18 protein-coding genes and 1 riboswitch are annotated in these 17,482 nt (G+C 69.4%); of the genes, 10 read left to right on the forward strand and 8 right to left on the reverse strand.

All coding sequences use genetic code 11. The features are described 5' to 3' along the window. Positions 1-42 precede the first annotated feature (42 nt). The 7 genes from BOQ54_RS09365 to BOQ54_RS09395 form a co-directional block, all read right to left on the reverse strand. A complete protein-coding gene (locus BOQ54_RS09365) occupies positions 43-1,254 on the reverse strand; it encodes a molybdopterin molybdotransferase MoeA (protein WP_055458310.1) in 1,212 nt (403 codons plus the stop codon). A gap of 10 nt (positions 1,255-1,264) precedes the next feature. Next, the gene (gene moaC / locus BOQ54_RS09370) at positions 1,265-1,768 is read right to left on the reverse strand and encodes a cyclic pyranopterin monophosphate synthase MoaC (RefSeq protein WP_055458309.1); all 504 of its coding nucleotides are present in this window, start codon (positions 1,766-1,768) and stop codon (positions 1,265-1,267) included. Next, positions 1,765-2,571 (reverse strand): indole-3-glycerol phosphate synthase TrpC, encoded by an 807-nt coding sequence (gene trpC, locus BOQ54_RS09375; protein WP_063186307.1) that lies wholly within the window; start codon positions 2,569-2,571, stop codon positions 1,765-1,767. Before trpC ends, moaC begins: the two co-directional genes overlap by 4 nt. A 7-nt stretch (positions 2,572-2,578) precedes the next feature. Beyond that, positions 2,579-3,592, reverse strand: a complete 1,014-nt coding sequence (trpD, locus tag BOQ54_RS09380) for an anthranilate phosphoribosyltransferase (protein ID WP_071923767.1) — start codon at positions 3,590-3,592, stop codon at positions 2,579-2,581. 10 nt (positions 3,593-3,602) lie between these two features. After that, positions 3,603-4,214, reverse strand: coding sequence for an anthranilate synthase component II (locus BOQ54_RS09385; protein ID WP_071923768.1), 612 nt, complete (start codon positions 4,212-4,214; stop codon positions 3,603-3,605). An 88-nt stretch (positions 4,215-4,302) separates the two neighbouring features. Then, on the reverse strand, positions 4,303-5,823 hold the full coding sequence (gene trpE / locus BOQ54_RS09390; protein ID WP_063186311.1) for an anthranilate synthase component I: 1,521 nt from the start codon (positions 5,821-5,823) through the stop codon (positions 4,303-4,305). 6 nt (positions 5,824-5,829) lie between these two features. After that, the gene (locus BOQ54_RS09395) at positions 5,830-7,743 is read right to left on the reverse strand and encodes a peptidylprolyl isomerase (RefSeq protein WP_063186313.1); all 1,914 of its coding nucleotides are present in this window, start codon (positions 7,741-7,743) and stop codon (positions 5,830-5,832) included. A 150-nt stretch (positions 7,744-7,893) separates the two neighbouring features. On the opposite strand from BOQ54_RS09395, the gene tpiA reads away from it, so the two are divergent. The 9 genes from tpiA (at position 7,894) to BOQ54_RS20160 (ending at position 15,553) form a co-directional block, all read left to right on the forward strand. Next, on the forward strand, positions 7,894-8,658 hold the full coding sequence (tpiA, locus tag BOQ54_RS09400; protein WP_071923769.1) for a triose-phosphate isomerase: 765 nt from the start codon (positions 7,894-7,896) through the stop codon (positions 8,656-8,658). Positions 8,659-8,782: 124 nt separating this feature from the next. Next, a complete protein-coding gene (gene secG, locus BOQ54_RS09405) occupies positions 8,783-9,202 on the forward strand; it encodes a preprotein translocase subunit SecG (RefSeq protein WP_055458302.1) in 420 nt (139 codons plus the stop codon). A gap of 174 nt (positions 9,203-9,376) precedes the next feature. Further along, on the forward strand, positions 9,377-11,005 hold the full coding sequence (locus tag BOQ54_RS09410; RefSeq protein ID WP_071923770.1) for a CTP synthase: 1,629 nt from the start codon (positions 9,377-9,379) through the stop codon (positions 11,003-11,005). Between the two features lie 48 nt (positions 11,006-11,053). After that, complete coding sequence (locus BOQ54_RS09415) at positions 11,054-11,458, forward strand: DUF350 domain-containing protein (protein WP_019403639.1); 405 nt, start codon at positions 11,054-11,056, stop codon at positions 11,456-11,458. Positions 11,459-11,541: 83 nt separating this feature from the next. After that, on the forward strand, positions 11,542-12,384 hold the full coding sequence (kdsA, locus tag BOQ54_RS09420) for a 3-deoxy-8-phosphooctulonate synthase (protein WP_071923771.1): 843 nt from the start codon (positions 11,542-11,544) through the stop codon (positions 12,382-12,384). Positions 12,385-12,481: 97 nt separating this feature from the next. Further along, positions 12,482-12,580: riboswitch (TPP riboswitch) on the forward strand. After that, positions 12,569-13,738, forward strand: a complete 1,170-nt coding sequence (gene thiO / locus BOQ54_RS09425; protein WP_071924458.1) for a glycine oxidase ThiO — start codon at positions 12,569-12,571, stop codon at positions 13,736-13,738. (Overlaps the previous riboswitch by 12 nt.) Then, a complete protein-coding gene (gene thiS, locus BOQ54_RS09430; protein WP_063186323.1) occupies positions 13,735-13,965 on the forward strand; it encodes a sulfur carrier protein ThiS in 231 nt (76 codons plus the stop codon). The genes thiO and thiS overlap by 4 nt, the downstream gene beginning before the upstream one ends. 1 nt (position 13,966) lies before the next feature. Beyond that, positions 13,967-14,764: a thiazole synthase gene (locus BOQ54_RS09435; RefSeq protein WP_071923772.1), complete on the forward strand. Its 798-nt coding sequence runs from the start codon at positions 13,967-13,969 to the stop codon at positions 14,762-14,764. A 3-nt stretch (positions 14,765-14,767) separates the two neighbouring features. After that, positions 14,768-15,553: a thiamine phosphate synthase gene (locus tag BOQ54_RS20160; RefSeq protein WP_071923773.1), complete on the forward strand. Its 786-nt coding sequence runs from the start codon at positions 14,768-14,770 to the stop codon at positions 15,551-15,553. Here the strand turns inward: BOQ54_RS20160 and queF are convergent. Next, on the reverse strand, positions 15,535-15,993 hold the full coding sequence (gene queF, locus BOQ54_RS09445; protein WP_055458295.1) for a preQ(1) synthase: 459 nt from the start codon (positions 15,991-15,993) through the stop codon (positions 15,535-15,537). The two genes, BOQ54_RS20160 and queF, sit on opposite strands and share 19 nt — an antisense overlap. A 197-nt stretch (positions 15,994-16,190) precedes the next feature. Here queF and eno point away from each other — a divergent pair, with 197 nt between their 5' ends. Beyond that, the gene (gene eno / locus BOQ54_RS09450) at positions 16,191-17,474 is read left to right on the forward strand and encodes a phosphopyruvate hydratase (RefSeq protein ID WP_063186329.1); all 1,284 of its coding nucleotides are present in this window, start codon (positions 16,191-16,193) and stop codon (positions 17,472-17,474) included. Positions 17,475-17,482 lie beyond the last annotated feature (8 nt).

Here is a 17,482-nt window from a genome sequence, read left to right on the forward strand (position 1 = left end):
AGACGTTCCCGGTGTGTTCCGCAAGTTCGACCGAGGCGAAGTTCAGAGCCGGATGATGCGGCAGGGCTCGCCCGCCCGGGCGGCGGGGGCATGGGGCGCACGCACGACGAGCGCCTCGGCCTCCGCCATGAGGCGCAGCATGGAGCTGTCCTGGCGCGGGAAGGGGCTGGCGACGAGGGTGCCGTCGTCGGCCGTCGCGAGGCGGGCGCGCAGATAGTCCTGCCGCTCGTCATTGGCCGGCAAATCGCTGCCGAGCCGGGCCGGCAGGGTCGCGATTTCGGCCGCATCCGGATCGCCGCTCAGCGCCCGCACGAGCGGCGCGAGGAAGATGAGCGCGCACACGATGCTGGAGACGGGATTGCCCGGCAGGCCGAGCACGGCCATGGCGCTGAGGCGCCCGTGCATCAGGGGTTTGCCCGGGCGCATGGCGATGCGCCAGAAGCCGAGCTGCCATCCCTGCGCCGAAAGGGCGCGCTGCACGAGATCGTGATCGCCCACCGAGGCGCCGCCGAGTGTCACGAGCACGTCGGCCCGGGCCTCCTTGGCCGCATCGATCGCGGCAGAGAGCGCGGCGAGATCGTCACCGGCGATGCCGAGGTCGATGGCTTCGGCCCCGGCCCGTTCGGCGATGGCCGCAACGGCATAGGTGTTGGAGGCGACGATTTGATCGGGTCGGCTCGGTTCGCCGGGGCGGACGAGTTCGTCTCCGGTTGCCAGAATGGCAACGCGCGGCCGCCGCACCACTGGCAGCGCCGCATGGCCCATGGCCGCGGCGAGCGCAACTGCCGAGGGGGCGAGTTGCCGGCCGGCCTGCAGCAGGATCTCGCCTTCGCGAAAATCGAGCCCGGCCTCGCGCACGAAGCGCCCGGCCGCCACCGTCGACAGCGCTTCGATCTGGTCGCCGTTGGCGCGGGCATTCTCCTGAATCAGGATGGCGTCGGCGCCCGCCGGCAGGGGCGCGCCGGTGAAGATGCGCACGCATTCGCCGGGCCGGACCGCGCCCGCAAAGGCATGACCGGCGGCACTGGTGCCGATCAGCGAGAGGCGCGCGGGAACGGCCGTGACATCGGCGGCACGCACGGCATAGCCGTCCATCGCGGAGGCGACGAAAGGCGGCTGGGTGCGCAGGGAGGCGAGGTCGACGGCCAACGTGCGGCCGGCGGCCCTGTGCAGCGGCACGGTCTCGTGCTCGCGAACGGGGCTCGCGCCGGCGAGGATGCCGGCGAGCGCATCGGCGACCGGCGTCAGGGCCAAGCTGGCCTCCTCATGCCGTCTTCTCCGCGTCCGGCCGGTCGCCGGCGCGGAAATCGCCGGACTTGCCGCCGCTCTTGGCGAGGAGGCGGATGCCCTCGATGCGCATGGCCCGGTCTGCGGCCTTCACCATGTCGTAGATGGTGAGGCAGGCGACGGAGACGGCGGTCAGCGCCTCCATCTCGACGCCGGTCTGACCCGTGACGCGCGCCTCGCCCGTCACGCGTACGCCCGGAAGCGCCTCGTCGATGGTGCAGTCGACCTTCACCTTGGTCAGGTTCAGCGGATGGCAGAGGGGGATGAGCTCATGGGTCCGCTTCGCCGCCATGATGCCGGCGATGCGGGCCGTAGCCAGCACGTCGCCCTTCTTGGCTTCGCCCGAGCGGATGAGGGCGAGCGTCTCCGGCAGCATGACGACATGGCCCTCCGCCTGCGCGATACGCTGCGTCACGGCCTTGTCGCCCACGTCGACCATGTTGGCCTTGCCCGAGGCGTCGACGTGCGTGAGCCGCGTCATGCCGCTGCAGCCTCGCCGAAGAGGAGGGCGCGGGTCGCGGCCGTCACGTCCGTCTGGCGCATCAGGCTCTCGCCGACGAGGAAGGTGCGGATGCCAACACCCGCGAGCCGCGCGATGTCGGCATGGGTGAAGATGCCGCTCTCGCCGACGACGATGTGGCCGGAGGGAATGCGTGGCGCCAGCGCCTCGCTGACGGCGAGCGATGTCTCGAAGGTGCGCAGGTCACGATTGTTGATGCCGATCATGCGCACACCGAGGGCCAGCGCGCGGTCGAGTTCCTCGGCATCGTGCACCTCGACGAGGACGTCCATCGTAAGTTCCTCGGCCGCGGCGACGAGGGCGCGCGCCTCTTCGTCGCTGATGGAGGCCATGATGACGAGGATGCAGTCGGCGCCCCACGTGCGCGCTTCGTAGACCTGATAGGGCTCGAACAGGAAGTCCTTGCGCAGGGCGGGCAGGCCGGAGGCCGCGCGCGCCGCGCCGAGATAGTCCGGATGGCCCTGGAAGGAGGGGCCGTCCGTCAACACCGACAGGCAGCTCGCGCCGCCGTCCGCATAGGCCTTCGCCAGCGCCGGCGGGTCGAAATCGGCGCGGATGAGGCCCTTCGACGGGCTCGCCTTCTTGATCTCCGCGATGAGGGCCGGCCGGTCCGCGGCCAGATGGGCCTCGACGGCGGCGAGGAACGGGCGCGGGGCCGGGGCGGCATGGGCGAGGCGCACCATCTCCTCGTGCGGGATGCGCGTCTTCGCCGCCGCGATCTCGCGGCGCTTGTAGGCTTCGATCTTCGCCAGAATATCGCTCATGGGGCCCTCACGCATTCGACGCGGCAACGAGCCGCTCGAGCGTAGCGCGTGCGGCGCCGCTGTCGAGGGCGGCCTCGGCGGCCGCAACGCCCTCCTTGAGATCCGCGGCCTTGCCGGCGACCACGAGGCCGGCGGCGGCATTGAGGACGGCGATGTCGCGGTAGGGCGTCTTCTCCCCGGCGAGCACCGCGCGCAGCGCGGCCGCATTGTGCTCGGCCTCGCCGCCGCGCAGGTCGGCGATCGACGCCCGGACAAGCCCGACATCCTCCGGCGTGACGGTGAAGCGGCGGATGCGCCCGTCCTCCAGCGCCACCACCGAGGTCGGCCCGGTCGTCGTCATCTCGTCGAGCCCGTCGGATCCGTGCACGGCCCAGACGCGCTGCGCGCCGAGGGCGGCGAGCACCTCGACGAGCGGCTGGAGCCAGCTCTCGGAATAGACGCCGAGCAGCTGGTGGCGCACGCCGGCCGGATTGGCGAGCGGCCCGATGAGGTTGAAGACGGTGCGGGTGCCGAGCTCGACGCGCACCGGCGCCACATGGCGCATGGAGGCGTGGTGAGCGGGCGCGAACATGAAGCCGACACCCGCCGCGGCAAGGCAGCGCTCGATACCAGCCGGGTCGAGGCCCACCTTGACGTCGAGTGCGGCGAGCACATCGGCGGCGCCGGATTTCGAGGAGGCGGCCCGGTTGCCGTGCTTGGCGACCGGTACGCCGCAGGCGGCGGCGATGATGGCGGCGAGCGTCGAGACATTGTAGCTGCCCGCGTTGTCGCCGCCGGTACCGACGATGTCGATGGCGCCCGCCGGAGCGCTGACGCGCACCATGCGTGCGCGCAGCGCCTCGACCGCGCCGGCAATCTCATCCACCGTCTCGCCGCGTACGCGCAGCGCCATCAGGAAGGCGCCGCTCTGGGCCGGCGTCACCTCGCCCGAGAGCAGGGTGTCGAAAGCCTGACGGGCTTCCTCGCGGCTCAGCGAGACACCGGTGGCGACTTTGGCGATGAAGGGTTTGAAGGCGTCCATCGGTGCTCCGTCAGCTCGTTCTTGCGGGGCGCCCGGTCTCATTCCAGCGCGCGGCGATATCGAGGAAATTGCGCATTATGGTCGCGCCGTGCTCTGAGAGGATGCTCTCGGGGTGGAACTGCACGCCGTGGAGCGGCAACCGCCGATGCGCCATGGCCATGACGAGGCCGTCCTCGCTCTCAGCGGTGACGGCGAGGTCGGCCGGGCAGTTCTCGCGCGCCACGATGAGCGAGTGGTAGCGCGTGGCCTCGAACGGGCCGTTGATGCCGCGGAAGAGGCCCTCGCCCTTGTGATGCACGCGCGAGATCTTGCCGTGCATCGGCAGGGGCGCGCGCACCACCTCGCCGCCGAAGGCCTGGCCCATGGCCTGCAGGCCGAGGCACACGCCGAACATGGGTACGCTCGGCGCCGCCTTCTCGATGAGCTCGAGGCAGATGCCCGCCTCGTTGGGCGTGCACGGACCGGGCGAGAGGACGATGGCATCGGGGTCGAGCGCCAGCACCTCGTCGGCGCTGATGGCGTCGTTGCGGCGCACGTCGATCGCGGGGCCGAGCGCCCCGATGAGGTGCACGAGATTCCAGGTGAAGGAATCGTAATTGTCGACGAGAAGGATGCGGAACATGCGCGTGGCTTTCTGAGAGTCAAAGCTTTGCCCGTCGGGGCAGTGGTGGGTCAAGCCTCCAGAAGCCGGCGCCATCGCTCCCGTCTCATCATTGCCCCCGTCGTGCGCGCATGGCGAAGCGTACCGCATCCTCGGCGGCGCGGAACTGGGCTTTCGCCTTGCTGATGCATTCCTGCTGCTCGAATTCCGGGTCGGAATCATAGACGATGCCGGCGCCGGCCTGCACGGCCATGCGCCCGTCCTTCACCACGGCGGTGCGCAGCACGATGCAGGTGTCCATCTCGCCGTCGGCGCCGAAGTAGCCGATGCAGCCCGCATAGGGCCCGCGCTTCTCCTTCTCCAGTTCGTCGATGATCTCCATGGCGCGGACCTTGGGCGCGCCGGAGACCGTGCCGGCCGGAAAGCCGGCGACGAGGGCGTCGAGCGCGTCGCGGCGCGGATCGAGCCGGCCTTCGACGTTCGAGACGATGTGCATCACCTGGCTGTAATATTCGAGGAAAAAGCTGTCGGTGACCGTCACCGAGCCGATCTCGCTGACGCGGCCGACGTCGTTGCGGCCGAGGTCGAGCAGCATGAGATGCTCGGCCCGCTCCTTCGGGTCCGCCAGCAGCTCCTCGGCAAGGGCCTTGTCCTCCTCGGGCGTCGCCCCGCGCCGGCGCGTGCCGGCGATGGGCCGGATCGTCACCTTGCCCTCGCGCACCCGCACGAGGATCTCCGGGCTCGAGCAGACGATCTGGAAGTCGAGGAAATCGAGATAGCAGAGGAAGGGCGAGGGGTTGAGCCGGCGCAGCGAGCGGTAGAGCGACAGCGCCGGCAAAGTGAACGGCGCCTCGAAGCGCTGCGACAGCACCACCTGGAAGATGTCGCCGGCGCGGATGTATTCCTTCGCCCGCGCCACCATGGCCTTGAATTCTTCCGGCGTGGTGTTGGAGATGGGCGCCGGCGCCGCGATGGCGGCGGGATCGAGGCGTGCATCGTGGGGCAGGGGGCGCTCCAGCGCCTCGAGGGCGGCGTCGAGCCGTGCCAGCGCAGCCTCGTAGGCCGCTCGGGCGGAAACGCCCTCCTTCGGGCGCACGGGCGTGACGAGCGAGAGTTCGTCCCTGACGGCGTCGAAGACCGCCATGACCGTGGGGCGCACCAGGACCGCATCCGGCAGGTCCAGCGCATCGGCTGGCTGGTGCGGCAAGCGCTCCATGAGGCGCACCATGTCGTAGCCGAGATAGCCGAAGATGCCCGCCGCCATCGGAGGCAGGTCGCCGGCGAGCGGGATGCGGCTCTCGGTGATGAGGGCTCTCAAGCTGTCGAGCGGGGCTGCGGCCTCCGGCACGAAGTCCTGTGGCCGGTTGAGGGCATCCCGGTTGATCTCGGCCCGCCCGTTCCGGCATCGCCAGATGAGGTCGGGCCTGAGGCCGATCATGGAATAGCGGCCGCGCACGGCGCCGCCCTCGACCGACTCGAGCAGGAAGGCGGGCGCCTGCCCGCCGTCCGTGAGCTTGAGGAAGGCTGCGACCGGCGTCTCGAGATCCGCGACCAGCGTCGCGCTCACGACGCCTGCCGCGCCTTTCTCGTAGCCGGCGGCGAAATCCTCGAAAGAAGGTGTCGGCTGCATGGCGGCTCAGAACTCGCCGCTGGTGCCCAGCGCCGTGCGCAGGGCCTGCTGGTTGATGCGCACGTCGAGCTCGCTCTGCAGGCTGGCGACATATTCGCCGAGGATGTCGTCCGTGATCGCCGTCGCGAGCTGGCCCTGCAGGCGCTCCGCCTCCTGGGTCGAGGTCACGAACGCCGGCACCGTCGCCGCCGTCACCTTGAAGACGACGCGGCGGTCGCCGTCGCCGATCCCGGCGGAGGCGGCCTTGCCGGCGTGGACGGAGAAGGCCTGCGTCACGACATTGGCCGGCAGGCCGTCCTGAGCCTGGCCGCGGGCGAGGCCTTCCGCGGTCCTTGCCTCGAGCGAGAGCTCGGCGGCGATGGCCTCGATGGTTTCGCCCTGGTCGAGCCGGGTGACGATCTCCTGCGCCTTGTCCGACAGGCGCCGGGCGATCTCGTCGACCCGCCACTGGGCGGCGACGTCGGCGCGCACCTCGTCGAGCGTGCGGTCGCGCGTGCCCTCCACATTGGTCACGTCGTACCAGAGATAGCCGCCGTCGGCGAGGCGCAGCGCCTCGTTGTCGGCACCGATATCGGTCTCGAAGGCCGAGCGCAGCAGCACCTCGCGCTCGGGAATGTCGGCGACGGGCTGTCCGTCCTTGCCGTTGCCGCCCTGGTCGAGCGGGCCAATGGTGCGTGCGTTCAGCGAGAACTCCCGCGCGATCTCGGTGAGCGGCTTGCCGGCGATGCGCTGGTCCTCGATGCGGTCGTGCGTCTCGTCCAGGTGCGAGCGCGCGCGCTCGATGGCGATCTCCCGCTTGAGCTCGTCGGCGACCTCCGCGAAGGGCCGCACCGCGGCGGGCGTGACCTCGGCAGCACGCACGAGCACGATGCCGAAGCGGCCGCTGACCGGCGTGCTCACGTCTCCGGCGGAGAGGGCGAAGGCCGCTTCCGCCACCGCCGGGTCGATCATCTGCTCGCGGGTGAAGGTGCCGATCTCGATGTCCTCCGGCCGCACGCCGCGCTCGGTGGCGATGTCGGCGAGGGACGCGCCGGCGAGGATCTTCTCGCGCGCGGCCTTGGCCTCTTCCTGCGAGGGGAAGGACAGCTGCTGCAGCTTGCGGGTCTCGGGCCTCGTGAAGCGGCGGGCCTTCACCTCCTCATAGCGCGCCGTGGCATCGGCGTCGGATACCTCGCCGGGCTTGGCGAGATCCTCGGGTCGCAGCGACAGGATGGAGACCGTGCGGTATTCCGGCGCGCGGAAGGCGGCCTTGCGTTCGTCGAAAAAGGCCTGCAGCGCAGCCTCCTCCGGCGCGTCGACGTTGCCGGCCAAGGAGGCGGGCAGTTCGACATAGGCGATGCTGCGCCGCTCGGCGCCGTAGCGATGGATGGCCTCGCGCATCGCGAGCGGCGGCACGATGGCGCCGGTGAGCGCATCGGCCAGCTGGCGGCGGGCGAGCACGGCCTGCTGCTCGGTGATGAAGGCCTGCTCCGTCAGGCCGTTGGCGCGCAGGATGCTGTCGAAGGCGAGGCGGTCGAACTGGCCGCTGGCGTTGCGGAAGGCCGGATCCTTGACGATGGCTTCGCCCGCCGTGTCGCGCGAGACGGCGAGGCCGAGCTCGGATGCGCGCTCGTCGAGCGCCGCTTCCGCGATCAGTCGGCCGAGGAGCTGCTGCTCGAGGCCGAGCGCCCGCGCCTGGTCGGCGGTGATGGAACGGCCGAAGCGACGGGAGAGCTGCTGCAGCTCGTTCTGGTAGGCGGTGCGCACCTGCTCGACGCCGATTTCACGGTTGCCGACAGTGGCGACGGTGTTGACGCCATAGCCGCGGAACACGTCGCCGATGCCCCAGATCGCAAACGACAGGATGAGAAGGCCGAAGAGGATGCCCACGATGAGCTTGCCGAGCCAGCTCTTGCCGAGATTGCGAAAACCCTGAAGCATGTCGATCCGGTTCCAGTCCCTAAGGTTTCAGGAGGGCGGTGGCCCCCTCGAAGGCGGCGGATCATAGATAGACACACCGCCTCCCGCAATGTCGCGCGTTGCTCCGTTTTCCGTCCTCTGTTAGTCCACCCGCAAACGGAGGCAGGACGGATGACGACGGAACGACCGCGCCCGCTCGTGGCGGGCAACTGGAAGATGAACGGCACGCGAGCCGCCACCGAGACCTTCAGCGCGATTCTCGAGGGTTACGACGCCGGCCTGCGCAGCAAGGTCGACCTCCTCGTCTGCGCGCCGGCGACGCTGACCTATGTCTTTGCCGTCGCGGCCGTCGGCACGCCCGTCAAGGTCGGCGGGCAGGACTGCCATGCCGCCACCCACGGCGCGCATACCGGCGACCTCTCGGCGGCGATGCTGGCCGACGTCGGCGCGAGCTACGTCATCGTCGGTCATTCGGAACGGCGCACGGACCACCGTGAAACCGACGAGATGGTCAAGGCCAAGGCCCGGGCCGCGATCACGGCGGGGCTGACGCCGATCGTCTGCGTGGGCGAGACGCGCGAGGAGCGCGACGCCGGTCGTGCGCTGGCGGTCGTCGGCGCCCAGCTTGCCGGGTCGATGCCCGAGGAAGCGGCGCGCGAGCCGGTGGTTGTGGCCTACGAGCCGGTTTGGGCCATCGGCACCGGGCTGACGCCTACGGTTGTCGACGTCGCCGAGATGCACGGCTTCATCCGCCAGAGCCTCGTCGACCGCTTCGGCGCGGCCGGCCGCAACATGCGCCTGCTCTACGGCGGCTCGGTCAAGCCGGGCAATGCGCGCGAGCTCCTCGGCGTCGCCGAGGTCGACGGTGCTCTCGTCGGCGGCGCCAGCCTCGTCGCGGAGGATTTCCTGGCGATCGCGCGTGCCTATATGGCGTGAGGGAGTGATCGTCCGCAGACGCGGCGATGCGTCCTTTGATCCGCGGCGCGGGCTGTGCTAAAGGCCGCGCCAATTGAGTTTGCCGCCGCGCCTGGCTCGCTGCCGCGCGGCTCTGGAACAGAGCATGCTGACCGTCCTCATCGTCGTTCATCTCATCATCGTGCTGGCGCTCGTCGGCGTCGTGCTGCTCCAGCGCTCCGAAGGCGGAGGCCTCGGCATGGGTGGGGGCGGCGTCTCCGGCTTCATGACCGGCCGCGGCCAGGCCAACGTGCTGACGCGCACGACAGCGATTCTCGCTGCCGCCTTCTTCGCGACGAGCCTGCTCCTGTCCGTGCTTGCCGGCTACCAGGGGGCGCCGAGCTCCGTCATCGACCGCGTCGCGCCCGGTGCCGGCCAGAACGGGCCTGCCGCGCCAACCTCCGGCCCCGGTGTGCTCGAGGAGTTGCAGCGCCTGCAGGGCGGGCCGGCGCAAGACGCAGGCCAAGCACCGGCACAGCAGCCGCCGGCCCCGCCGGCCGGGCCGCAGGTGCCGACCTCACAATAATCGGCAACAGCGAGGGCCGGGCTTCCGGCCCTCTCCTTTTGTGGAACGGAGCTTGCAGGACGCGCGGCGCGCGCAGCAGGTCGGTGCGTGGCGGACAAGCCTTTGTTGATTCCGGTTGCCGCTTGCACGAGTCGCATTCCCGAATCGCACAGTTCGGAGTAAACGAGAGTCCCCATGGCACGATACGTTTTCATCACCGGCGGCGTGGTGTCGTCCCTGGGCAAGGGTCTTGCTTCGGCGGCCCTCGGTGCGCTCCTTCAAGCGCGTGGTTACAAGGTTCGGCTGCGCAAGCTCGACCCCTATCTCAACGTCGATCCGGGCACGATGAGCCCCTACCAGCACGGCGAGGTCTTCGTGACCGACGACGGCGCGGAGACGGACCTCGACCTCGGCCACTACGAGCGCTTCACCGGGCGCCCGTGCACCCGTGACGACAACATCACGACGGGCCGCATCTATCTCGACATCCTGACCAAGGAGCGGCGCGGCGACTATCTCGGCGCCACCATCCAGGTCATTCCGCACGTGACGAACGCCATCAAGGAATTCGCCATGCGCGGCAACGAGGACTACGATTTCGTCCTCGTCGAGATCGGCGGCACGGTGGGCGACATCGAGAGCCAGCCGTTCCTCGAGGCGATCCGCCAGCTTGGCCAGGAACTGCCGCGCAATCACGCCATTTTCGTGCACCTCACGCTGCTGCCCTTCATCCCCTCGGCCGGGGAGCTGAAGACGAAGCCGACTCAGCACTCGGTGGCGGAGCTGCGCTCCATCGGCATCCAGCCGCACATCCTGCTTTGCCGCACCGATCGGCCGATCCCGAAGGAGGAGCGGAGAAAGCTCTCGCTCTTCTGCAACGTGCGTGAGAGCGCCGTGATCGAGGCGCGCGACGTCTCCTCCATTTATGACGTCCCCATCGCCTATCACGAGGAAGGGCTGGATGACGAGGTGCTCGCCGCCTTCGGCATCGAGGGGGCGCCGGCGCCCGACATCTCGCGCTGGAAGGCAATCTCCGAGCGCGTGCGCACGCCCGAGGGCGAGGTGACCATCGCCATTGTTGGCAAGTACACCGGCCTCAAGGATGCCTACAAGTCGCTCATCGAGGCGCTGCAGCACGGCGGCATCGCCAATCGCGTAAAGGTCAACCTCGACTGGATCGAAAGCGAGATCTTCGAGCGCGAGGATCCGGCGCCGTTCCTGGAGCACGTGCACGGCATCCTCGTGCCCGGCGGATTCGGCTATCGCGGCGCCGAGGGCAAGATCAGGGCAGCCGCCTTCGCTCGTGAGCGCAGGCTACCCTATTTCGGCATCTGCTTCGGCATGCAGATGGCGGTGATCGAGGCGACGCGCTCGCTTGCCGGCGTAAACGCCGCAAGCTCGACCGAATTCGGGCCGACGAGCGAGCCGGTCGTCGGCATCCTGACAGAATGGCTGAAGGGCAACGAGCTCGAGCGGCGGTCGGCCGAGGGCGACCTCGGTGGCACGATGCGCCTCGGCGCCTACGAGGCCCAGCTCACGCCAGGCAGCAAGGTGGCCAACATCTACGGCCGCACCCAGATTTCCGAGCGCCACCGCCACCGCTACGAGGTGAACATGGCATATCGCCAGCGCCTGGAAGAGAAGGGCCTGGTCTTCTCGGGCGTCTCGCCGGATGGGCTCCTGCCGGAGATCGTCGAGCTTGCCGGTCATCCCTGGTTCATCGGCGTGCAGTTCCATCCGGAGCTGAAGTCGCGGCCCTTCGAGCCGCATCCGCTCTTCAAGAGCTTCGTCGCGGCGGCCCTGGAGCAGAGTCGTCTCGTCTGACAATTCATCGCACGGGCTGGCGGCAAGGAAACGGGGCTGGGGGCGCCGATGGTGTTTGAATCGATCAACAATCTGCCGGATTTTCTGGTCGACTACCTCATCGCGCTCGTCCTTGTCCTCGTCTACATCGGCATCTACACCTTCATCACCGCGCACAACGAATTCGCGCTCATCCGCCGCGACGTCGCGGCGGCCAGCCTGTCCCTCGGGCTCAGCATCGTCGGCTTCGCGCTGCCGCTGTCGAGCGCCGTGGTGCACGCGCGCACCTGGCCGGACCTCGTGGTCTGGGGCCTCGTCGCCATGATCGTGCAGATCAGCGCCTACTGGCTCGTGCGCCTCGCGATGCCAAACCTGTCGCAGCGCATCGCCAACAACGAGATCGCGGCCGCGCTCTTTCTCGGGGCGGCTTCGCTGGCCGCCGGCATCCTTAATGCCGGTGCGATGACGTTCTGAATGACCTTCAGAGGCGGGCGGACGCAATTCGGCCTTTCTCCTGCGCCATCGAGCGCCGTTCTTCACCTTTCCGGGCGGGAAACATGAGCGCCAACGCAACCGTCAAGATCGGCAACGTCTCCTTCGGCAACCACCTGCCGCTGTCGATCATCGCAGGGCCGTGCCAGCTTGAGAGCCGTGGCCACGCGCTGGAGATGGCGATGGCGCTGAAGGAGATCTGCACCCGACTCGGACTCGGCCTCGTCTTCAAGACCTCCTTCGACAAGGCCAACCGCACCTCCGCCGGCGCAGCCCGCGGCGTCGGCCTTGCGGCCGCCCTTCCGATATTCGCCGAGATCCGCGAGAGCCTCGGCCTGCCGGTGCTGACCGACGTGCATGATGCGGCCCAGTGCGCACCTGTCGCGGAGGCGGTTGACGTGCTGCAGATCCCGGCTTTCCTCTGCCGGCAGACGGACCTCCTCGTCGCGGCCGCAAAGACGGGCCGGGCGGTCAACGTCAAGAAGGGCCAGTTCCTCGCGCCTTGGGACATGGCGAACGTCGTCGCCAAGGTCACGGGTGCTGGCAATCCCGACGTGCTGGTGACGGAGCGCGGCGTCTCCTTCGGCTACAATGCGCTCGTCTCGGACATGCGGGCGCTGCCCATCATGGCCGGGACGACGGGCGCACCCGTCATCTTTGACGCCACCCACTCGGTGCAGCAGCCCGGCGGCAAGGGCACGTCCTCCGGCGGGCAGCGCGAGTTCGTGCCGGTGCTGGCACGCGCAGCCGTGGCCGTCGGCGTCGCCGGCCTCTTCATCGAGAGCCACGAGGACCCGGACCGTGCGCCGTCCGACGGCCCCAACATGGTGCCGCTGAAGGAGATGGAGGGCCTTCTGGCGGAACTGAAGGCCTTCGACGTCCTGGCAAAGAAGCGGGCTGCCCGCTGAGGTTATCCTGAAAAACTGATTCGCCTTGTGAGAAGCGCGCCGCTGCCGGGCAGTCATTACCGGACTTGCAGCGGCGCGCTTTTTGTCGTGTATATGACACGTCGGCCTGGGGTGCCGCACGGCAGTGCGGCTGAGATCACACCCATCGAACCTGTCTGGATCATGCCAGCGTAGGGAGCAGCCGGTGAGCGCAGAAGCATCATCGCGACCGGATAAAGTCATCATCATCGGCGGAGGTGTCATCGGCCTCTCCATCGCCTGGCGCCTCGCCGTGCGGGGTGTCGACGTCATTCTTTTCGAGGCAGGCCGCTGCGGTACGGGCGCGAGCCATGCCGCCGCAGGCATGCTGGCCGCCTGCGCCGAGGTGGAGCCGGGCGAGGAGCAGCTGCTGTTCCTCAACCGCGCGAGCCAGGCGCTGTGGCCCGACTTTGCCCGAGAACTGGAGGCGGCGAGCGGCCTTGCCGTCGATCTGCGCACCGAAGGCACGCTCGTCTGTGCCTTCTCGGCCGACGACCAGGCGCGGCTGTGGCACCACCTCGCCTTGCAGGAACGGCTCGGCCTGCCCGTGTCGTGGCTCGATGCCGCCGAGGTGCGGCGCCGCGAGCCGTTCCTCAGCCCCGGTATCGTCGGCGGCCTGTGGAGTCCCGAGGACCATCAGGTCGACAACCGCAAGCTGGCCGCCGCCCTGCATGTGGCTGCCGGGCGGGCCGGCGCGGCGATCCACGAGGACAGTCCGGTCGAATCGGTCATCGTCGAAGACGGACGGGCGCGCGGCGTTGTCGCCCGCGGCCGGCGGATCGATGCCGACGTCGTCATCCTTGCCGCCGGTGCCTGGTCGCGGCGCATCGCCGGCCTGCCGCGCGCCGCCCTGCCGCCGGTGCGGCCGGTCAAGGGCCAGCTTGTGGCGTTGCAGATGGATCCGGCTGCACCCGTCCTCAGCCATGTGACCTGGGTGCCGGGCGCCTATCTCGTGCCGCGCCGCGACGGGCGCCTCATCATCGGCGCCACGGTGGAGGAGAAGGGGTTCGACACCCGCATGACGGCCGGCGGCCTCCTCGCGCTCCTCGACGCCGCCTGGCGGGCCCTGCCGGTCGTCGAGGAACTGCCGATCGCCGAGACCTGGGCCGGCCTCAGGCCCGGCAGCCGCGACGACGCGCCGATCCTCGGACCGGGTGAGCTTGCGGGCCTCGTCTACGCCACCGGCCACCACCGCAACGGCATCCTGCTCACGCCGGTCACCGCCGCCGTGGTCGCCGACCATGTCCTCAACGGGCGGCTCGCCGATGTGGCGCGCCCCTTCACCCTTGCGCGCTTTCAGGCGCGCGCCGATGCGCCGAGCGAGGTTTCGTCATGACGAAAGCATCCTCCGTCGCGCTGCCGCGCATCCGCGTCAACGGCGCGGACGAGCCGCTGGCGGCCGCAACGATCGCCGAATTTCTCTCGCAGCGCGGCATCGACCCGGCCGGCCGCGGCCTCGCGGTCGCGCTCAACGGCGCGGTCGTGCCACGCGCGCAGTGGCAGGACGAGCACCTGAACGAGGGCGACAGGATCGAGATCGTCCACGCACGCCAGGGAGGTTGAGATGAACGTCGTCGAACAGGGCCCGCGCGCGGCCGACCCGCTCGTCATCGCGGGGCGCAGCTTTTCCTCCCGGCTGTTCCTCGGCACGGCCGGCTATCCCAACCAGAAGGTGATGTTGGACGCGATTGCCGCGAGCGGCACCGAGCTCGTCACCGCCTCCATCCGCCGGCTCGACCTGTCGAACCCGGAGGAGGGGCTCGTCGACCTCATCGCCGGCCGTGCCGACCTCCTGCCGAACACGGCCGGCTGCCAGACGGCGCGCGACGCCGTCCTGACGGCCGAACTGGCGCGCGAGGCGCTGGAGACGAACTGGGTAAAGCTCGAGATCATCGGCGACCGGGAACTGCTCTACCCGGACGTCGAGGAACTCCTCAGCGCCACGGACGAACTGGTGCGCAAGGGCTTCGTCGTCATGGTCTATTGCAACGACGATCCCGTCACCTGCCGCAAGCTCGCCGATCTCGGCGCCGCCGCGGTCATGCCGCTTGGCTCGCCCATCGGTTCTGGCCTTGGCATCGCCAATCCGCATCTCATCGAGCTCATCACGGCGCGCTCGCCCGTGCCGGTGGTGCTCGACGCCGGCATCGGCACGGCCTCGGATGCGGCGCTCGCCATGGAGCTGGGCTGCGCCGCGGTTCTCCTCAACACGGCGGTATCGAGGGCGAACGATCCCGTCGCCATGGCGCGCGCCATGCGCCATGCCGTCGAGGCGGGCCGGGTCGCCTACCGGGCCGGGCGTATCCCCAGGCGCCGCTATGCCGAGCCGTCGAGCCCGCAGTTCGGCCTCGTCGGATCCTGATCCGTGGCCCTGCCGCAGCCGCCGCTGCTGCTCGTCACCGATCGCCGGCAGGCGAGGGGTGAGCTTGTCGCCATCGTCTGCGCAGCGGTCGCCGGCGGCTGCCGCTGGGTGAGCCTGCGGGAGAAGGATCTGACGGAAGACGAGCAGGTCGCTCTGGCGCTGCGCTTGAGGGATGCGCTGCCAGACGATCTCTGTTTGACGGCGCATGGCTCGGTGGAGGTGGCGCGGCAGGCCGGGCTCGACGGCGTGCATCTGGCGGCCGGCGGCGACGCGCGCGGAACAAGAGAGAGGCTGGGCCGGGCATACTCCCTCCCCCCTTGCGGGGGAGGGTTGGGGAGGGGGGTGATGCCGCCTGGCGAGCCGCCGGCACCCCTCGGCGCGCCCCCCACCCCCAGCCCCTCCCTGCAAGGGGGAGGGGAGCAGGGCGTGCCAGGCTTTACGGGTGCTCCCCATACGCTGATCGGCATGTCCGTCCACTCGCCTGACGAAGCGCACACGCTCAACCCCGGGACCGTCGACTACGTGATTGCCGGCCCCTTCGCCGAAACCGCGAGCAAGCCCGGCTACGGCCCGGCGCTGGGCGTCGAGGGTCTTGCCGCCATCGTCCGCGCCAGCCCCGTGCCCGTGATCGCCGTCGGCGGCATCGCCGCCGCCAATGTGGGCGTCTGCCTCGCCGCAGGCGCCGCCGGCATCGCCGTCATGGGCTCCATTATGCGGGCGGCGGATCCCGCCGCGGAAATGGCGCGTCTCGTCGCGGCGCTGGCCGGCGCTCAGCCGCGCGGGCGGTAGGGCGGCACGCCCTGGTCGGGCAAAAAGAGGCCCGCAGGCGGCGCGCCGGTCTGCCAGAAGACGTCGATCGGGATGCCGCCACGCGGGAACCAGTAGCCGCCCACGCGCATCCAGCGCGGTACGAGCAGCTCCGACAGCCGCTTGCCGATGTAGACCGTGCAGTCCTCGTGGAAGGCGCCGTGGTTGCGGAAGGAGAACATGAACAGCTTCAACGACTTCGATTCGACCAGCCACTCCCCTGGAACATAGTCGATGACGACGATGCCGAAGTCCGGCTGGCCGGTGACCGGGCAGATCGAGGTGAACTCGGGGCAGGTGAAGCGCGCCACGTAATCCGTGTCGGGATGCGGGTTCGGCACACGGTCGAGCACCGCCTCCTCGGGCGAGGCGGGCAGGGACGCCGGCTTGCCCAGCTGCAGCGATTCGTGCTGTTGCGCCATATGTCGATCCTCGTGTCGTCCTCATGCCCCCGCGGGGAGGGCTGTCGCACCAGTGTCGCGCCGGCGCAAGAAAAAATGCATCCTGCCGCCTTCGCCGATCGATGGGGAGCCGCCAGCCGATTGCCACTGTTCCACGCGATGCTCTAAAAGCCGGAGCCACGGCAGAGCCCCGTGACGAGCCAGGGAGAAAGAGCCCCATGACCGCCATTATCGACATCGTCGCCCGCGAGATCCTCGACAGCCGCGGCAACCCGACGGTGGAAGTCGACGTGATCCTCGAGGACGGCTCCATGGGCCGCGCCGCCGTGCCGTCCGGCGCCTCGACCGGCGCCCACGAGGCGGTGGAGCTGCGCGACGGCGACAAGAGCCGCTACGGCGGCAAGGGCGTCCGCAAGGCTGTGGCCGCGGTCAACGGCGACATCTTCGACGCCCTCGGCGGCATGGACGCCGAGGACCAGGTCAAGATCGACGAGACGATGATTGCTCTCGACGGCACGCCGAACAAGGCCAAGCTCGGCGCCAACGCCATCCTCGGCGTCTCGCTCGCCGTGGCCAAGGCAGCCGCCGAAGCAGCCGGCCTGCCGCTCTATCGCTATGTCGGCGGCACCTCGGCGCGCCTCCTTCCGGTGCCGATGATGAACATCGTCAACGGCGGTGCCCATGCCGACAATCCCATCGACTTCCAGGAATTCATGGTCATGCCGGTCGGCGCACCGACCTTCGCGGATGCGGTGCGCACCGGCTCGGAGATCTTTCATACGCTCAAGAAGGCGCTGAAGGACGCTGGCCACAACACCAATGTCGGCGACGAGGGCGGCTTCGCGCCCAACCTGCCGTCGGCGGAGGCCGCGCTCGATTTCGTCATGAAGGCCATCGAGGCCGCGGGCTACAAGCCTGGCGAGGATGTGATGCTGGCGCTCGACTGCGCCGCTACCGAGTTCTTCAAGAACGGCGCCTATGTCTACGAGGGCGAGGGCACGACGCGCGATCCCGAGGCCCAGGCGAAGTATCTCGCCAAGCTCGTCGCCGATTATCCGATCGCCTCGATCGAGGACGGCATGGCCGAGGATGACTGGGCGGGCTGGAAGGCCCTGACCGATCTCATCGGAGCGAGGTGCCAGCTCGTCGGCGACGATCTCTTCGTCACCAACGTCAAGCGCCTTGCAGAAGGCATCGCGAAGGGCACGGCCAATTCCATCCTCGTCAAGGTCAACCAGATCGGCTCGCTCACCGAGACGCTCGCCGCCGTCGACATGGCTCACCGTGCCGGCTACACGGCCGTGATGTCGCACCGCTCCGGCGAGACGGAGGACGCGACCATCGCCGATCTCGCCGTCGCGACCAACTGCGGGCAGATCAAGACCGGCTCGCTCGCCCGTTCCGACCGGCTCGCCAAATACAACCAGCTCATTCGCATCGAGGAAGAGCTCGGCAAGCAGGCGGTCTACGCGGGCCGCACGGCGCTGAAGGCGCGCCGCTGAGGTAAGGA

Origin of the sequence: Chelatococcus daeguensis (assembly GCF_001887265.1) — a bacterium.
Lineage (GTDB): Bacteria > Pseudomonadota > Alphaproteobacteria > Rhizobiales > Beijerinckiaceae > Chelatococcus_A > Chelatococcus_A sambhunathii.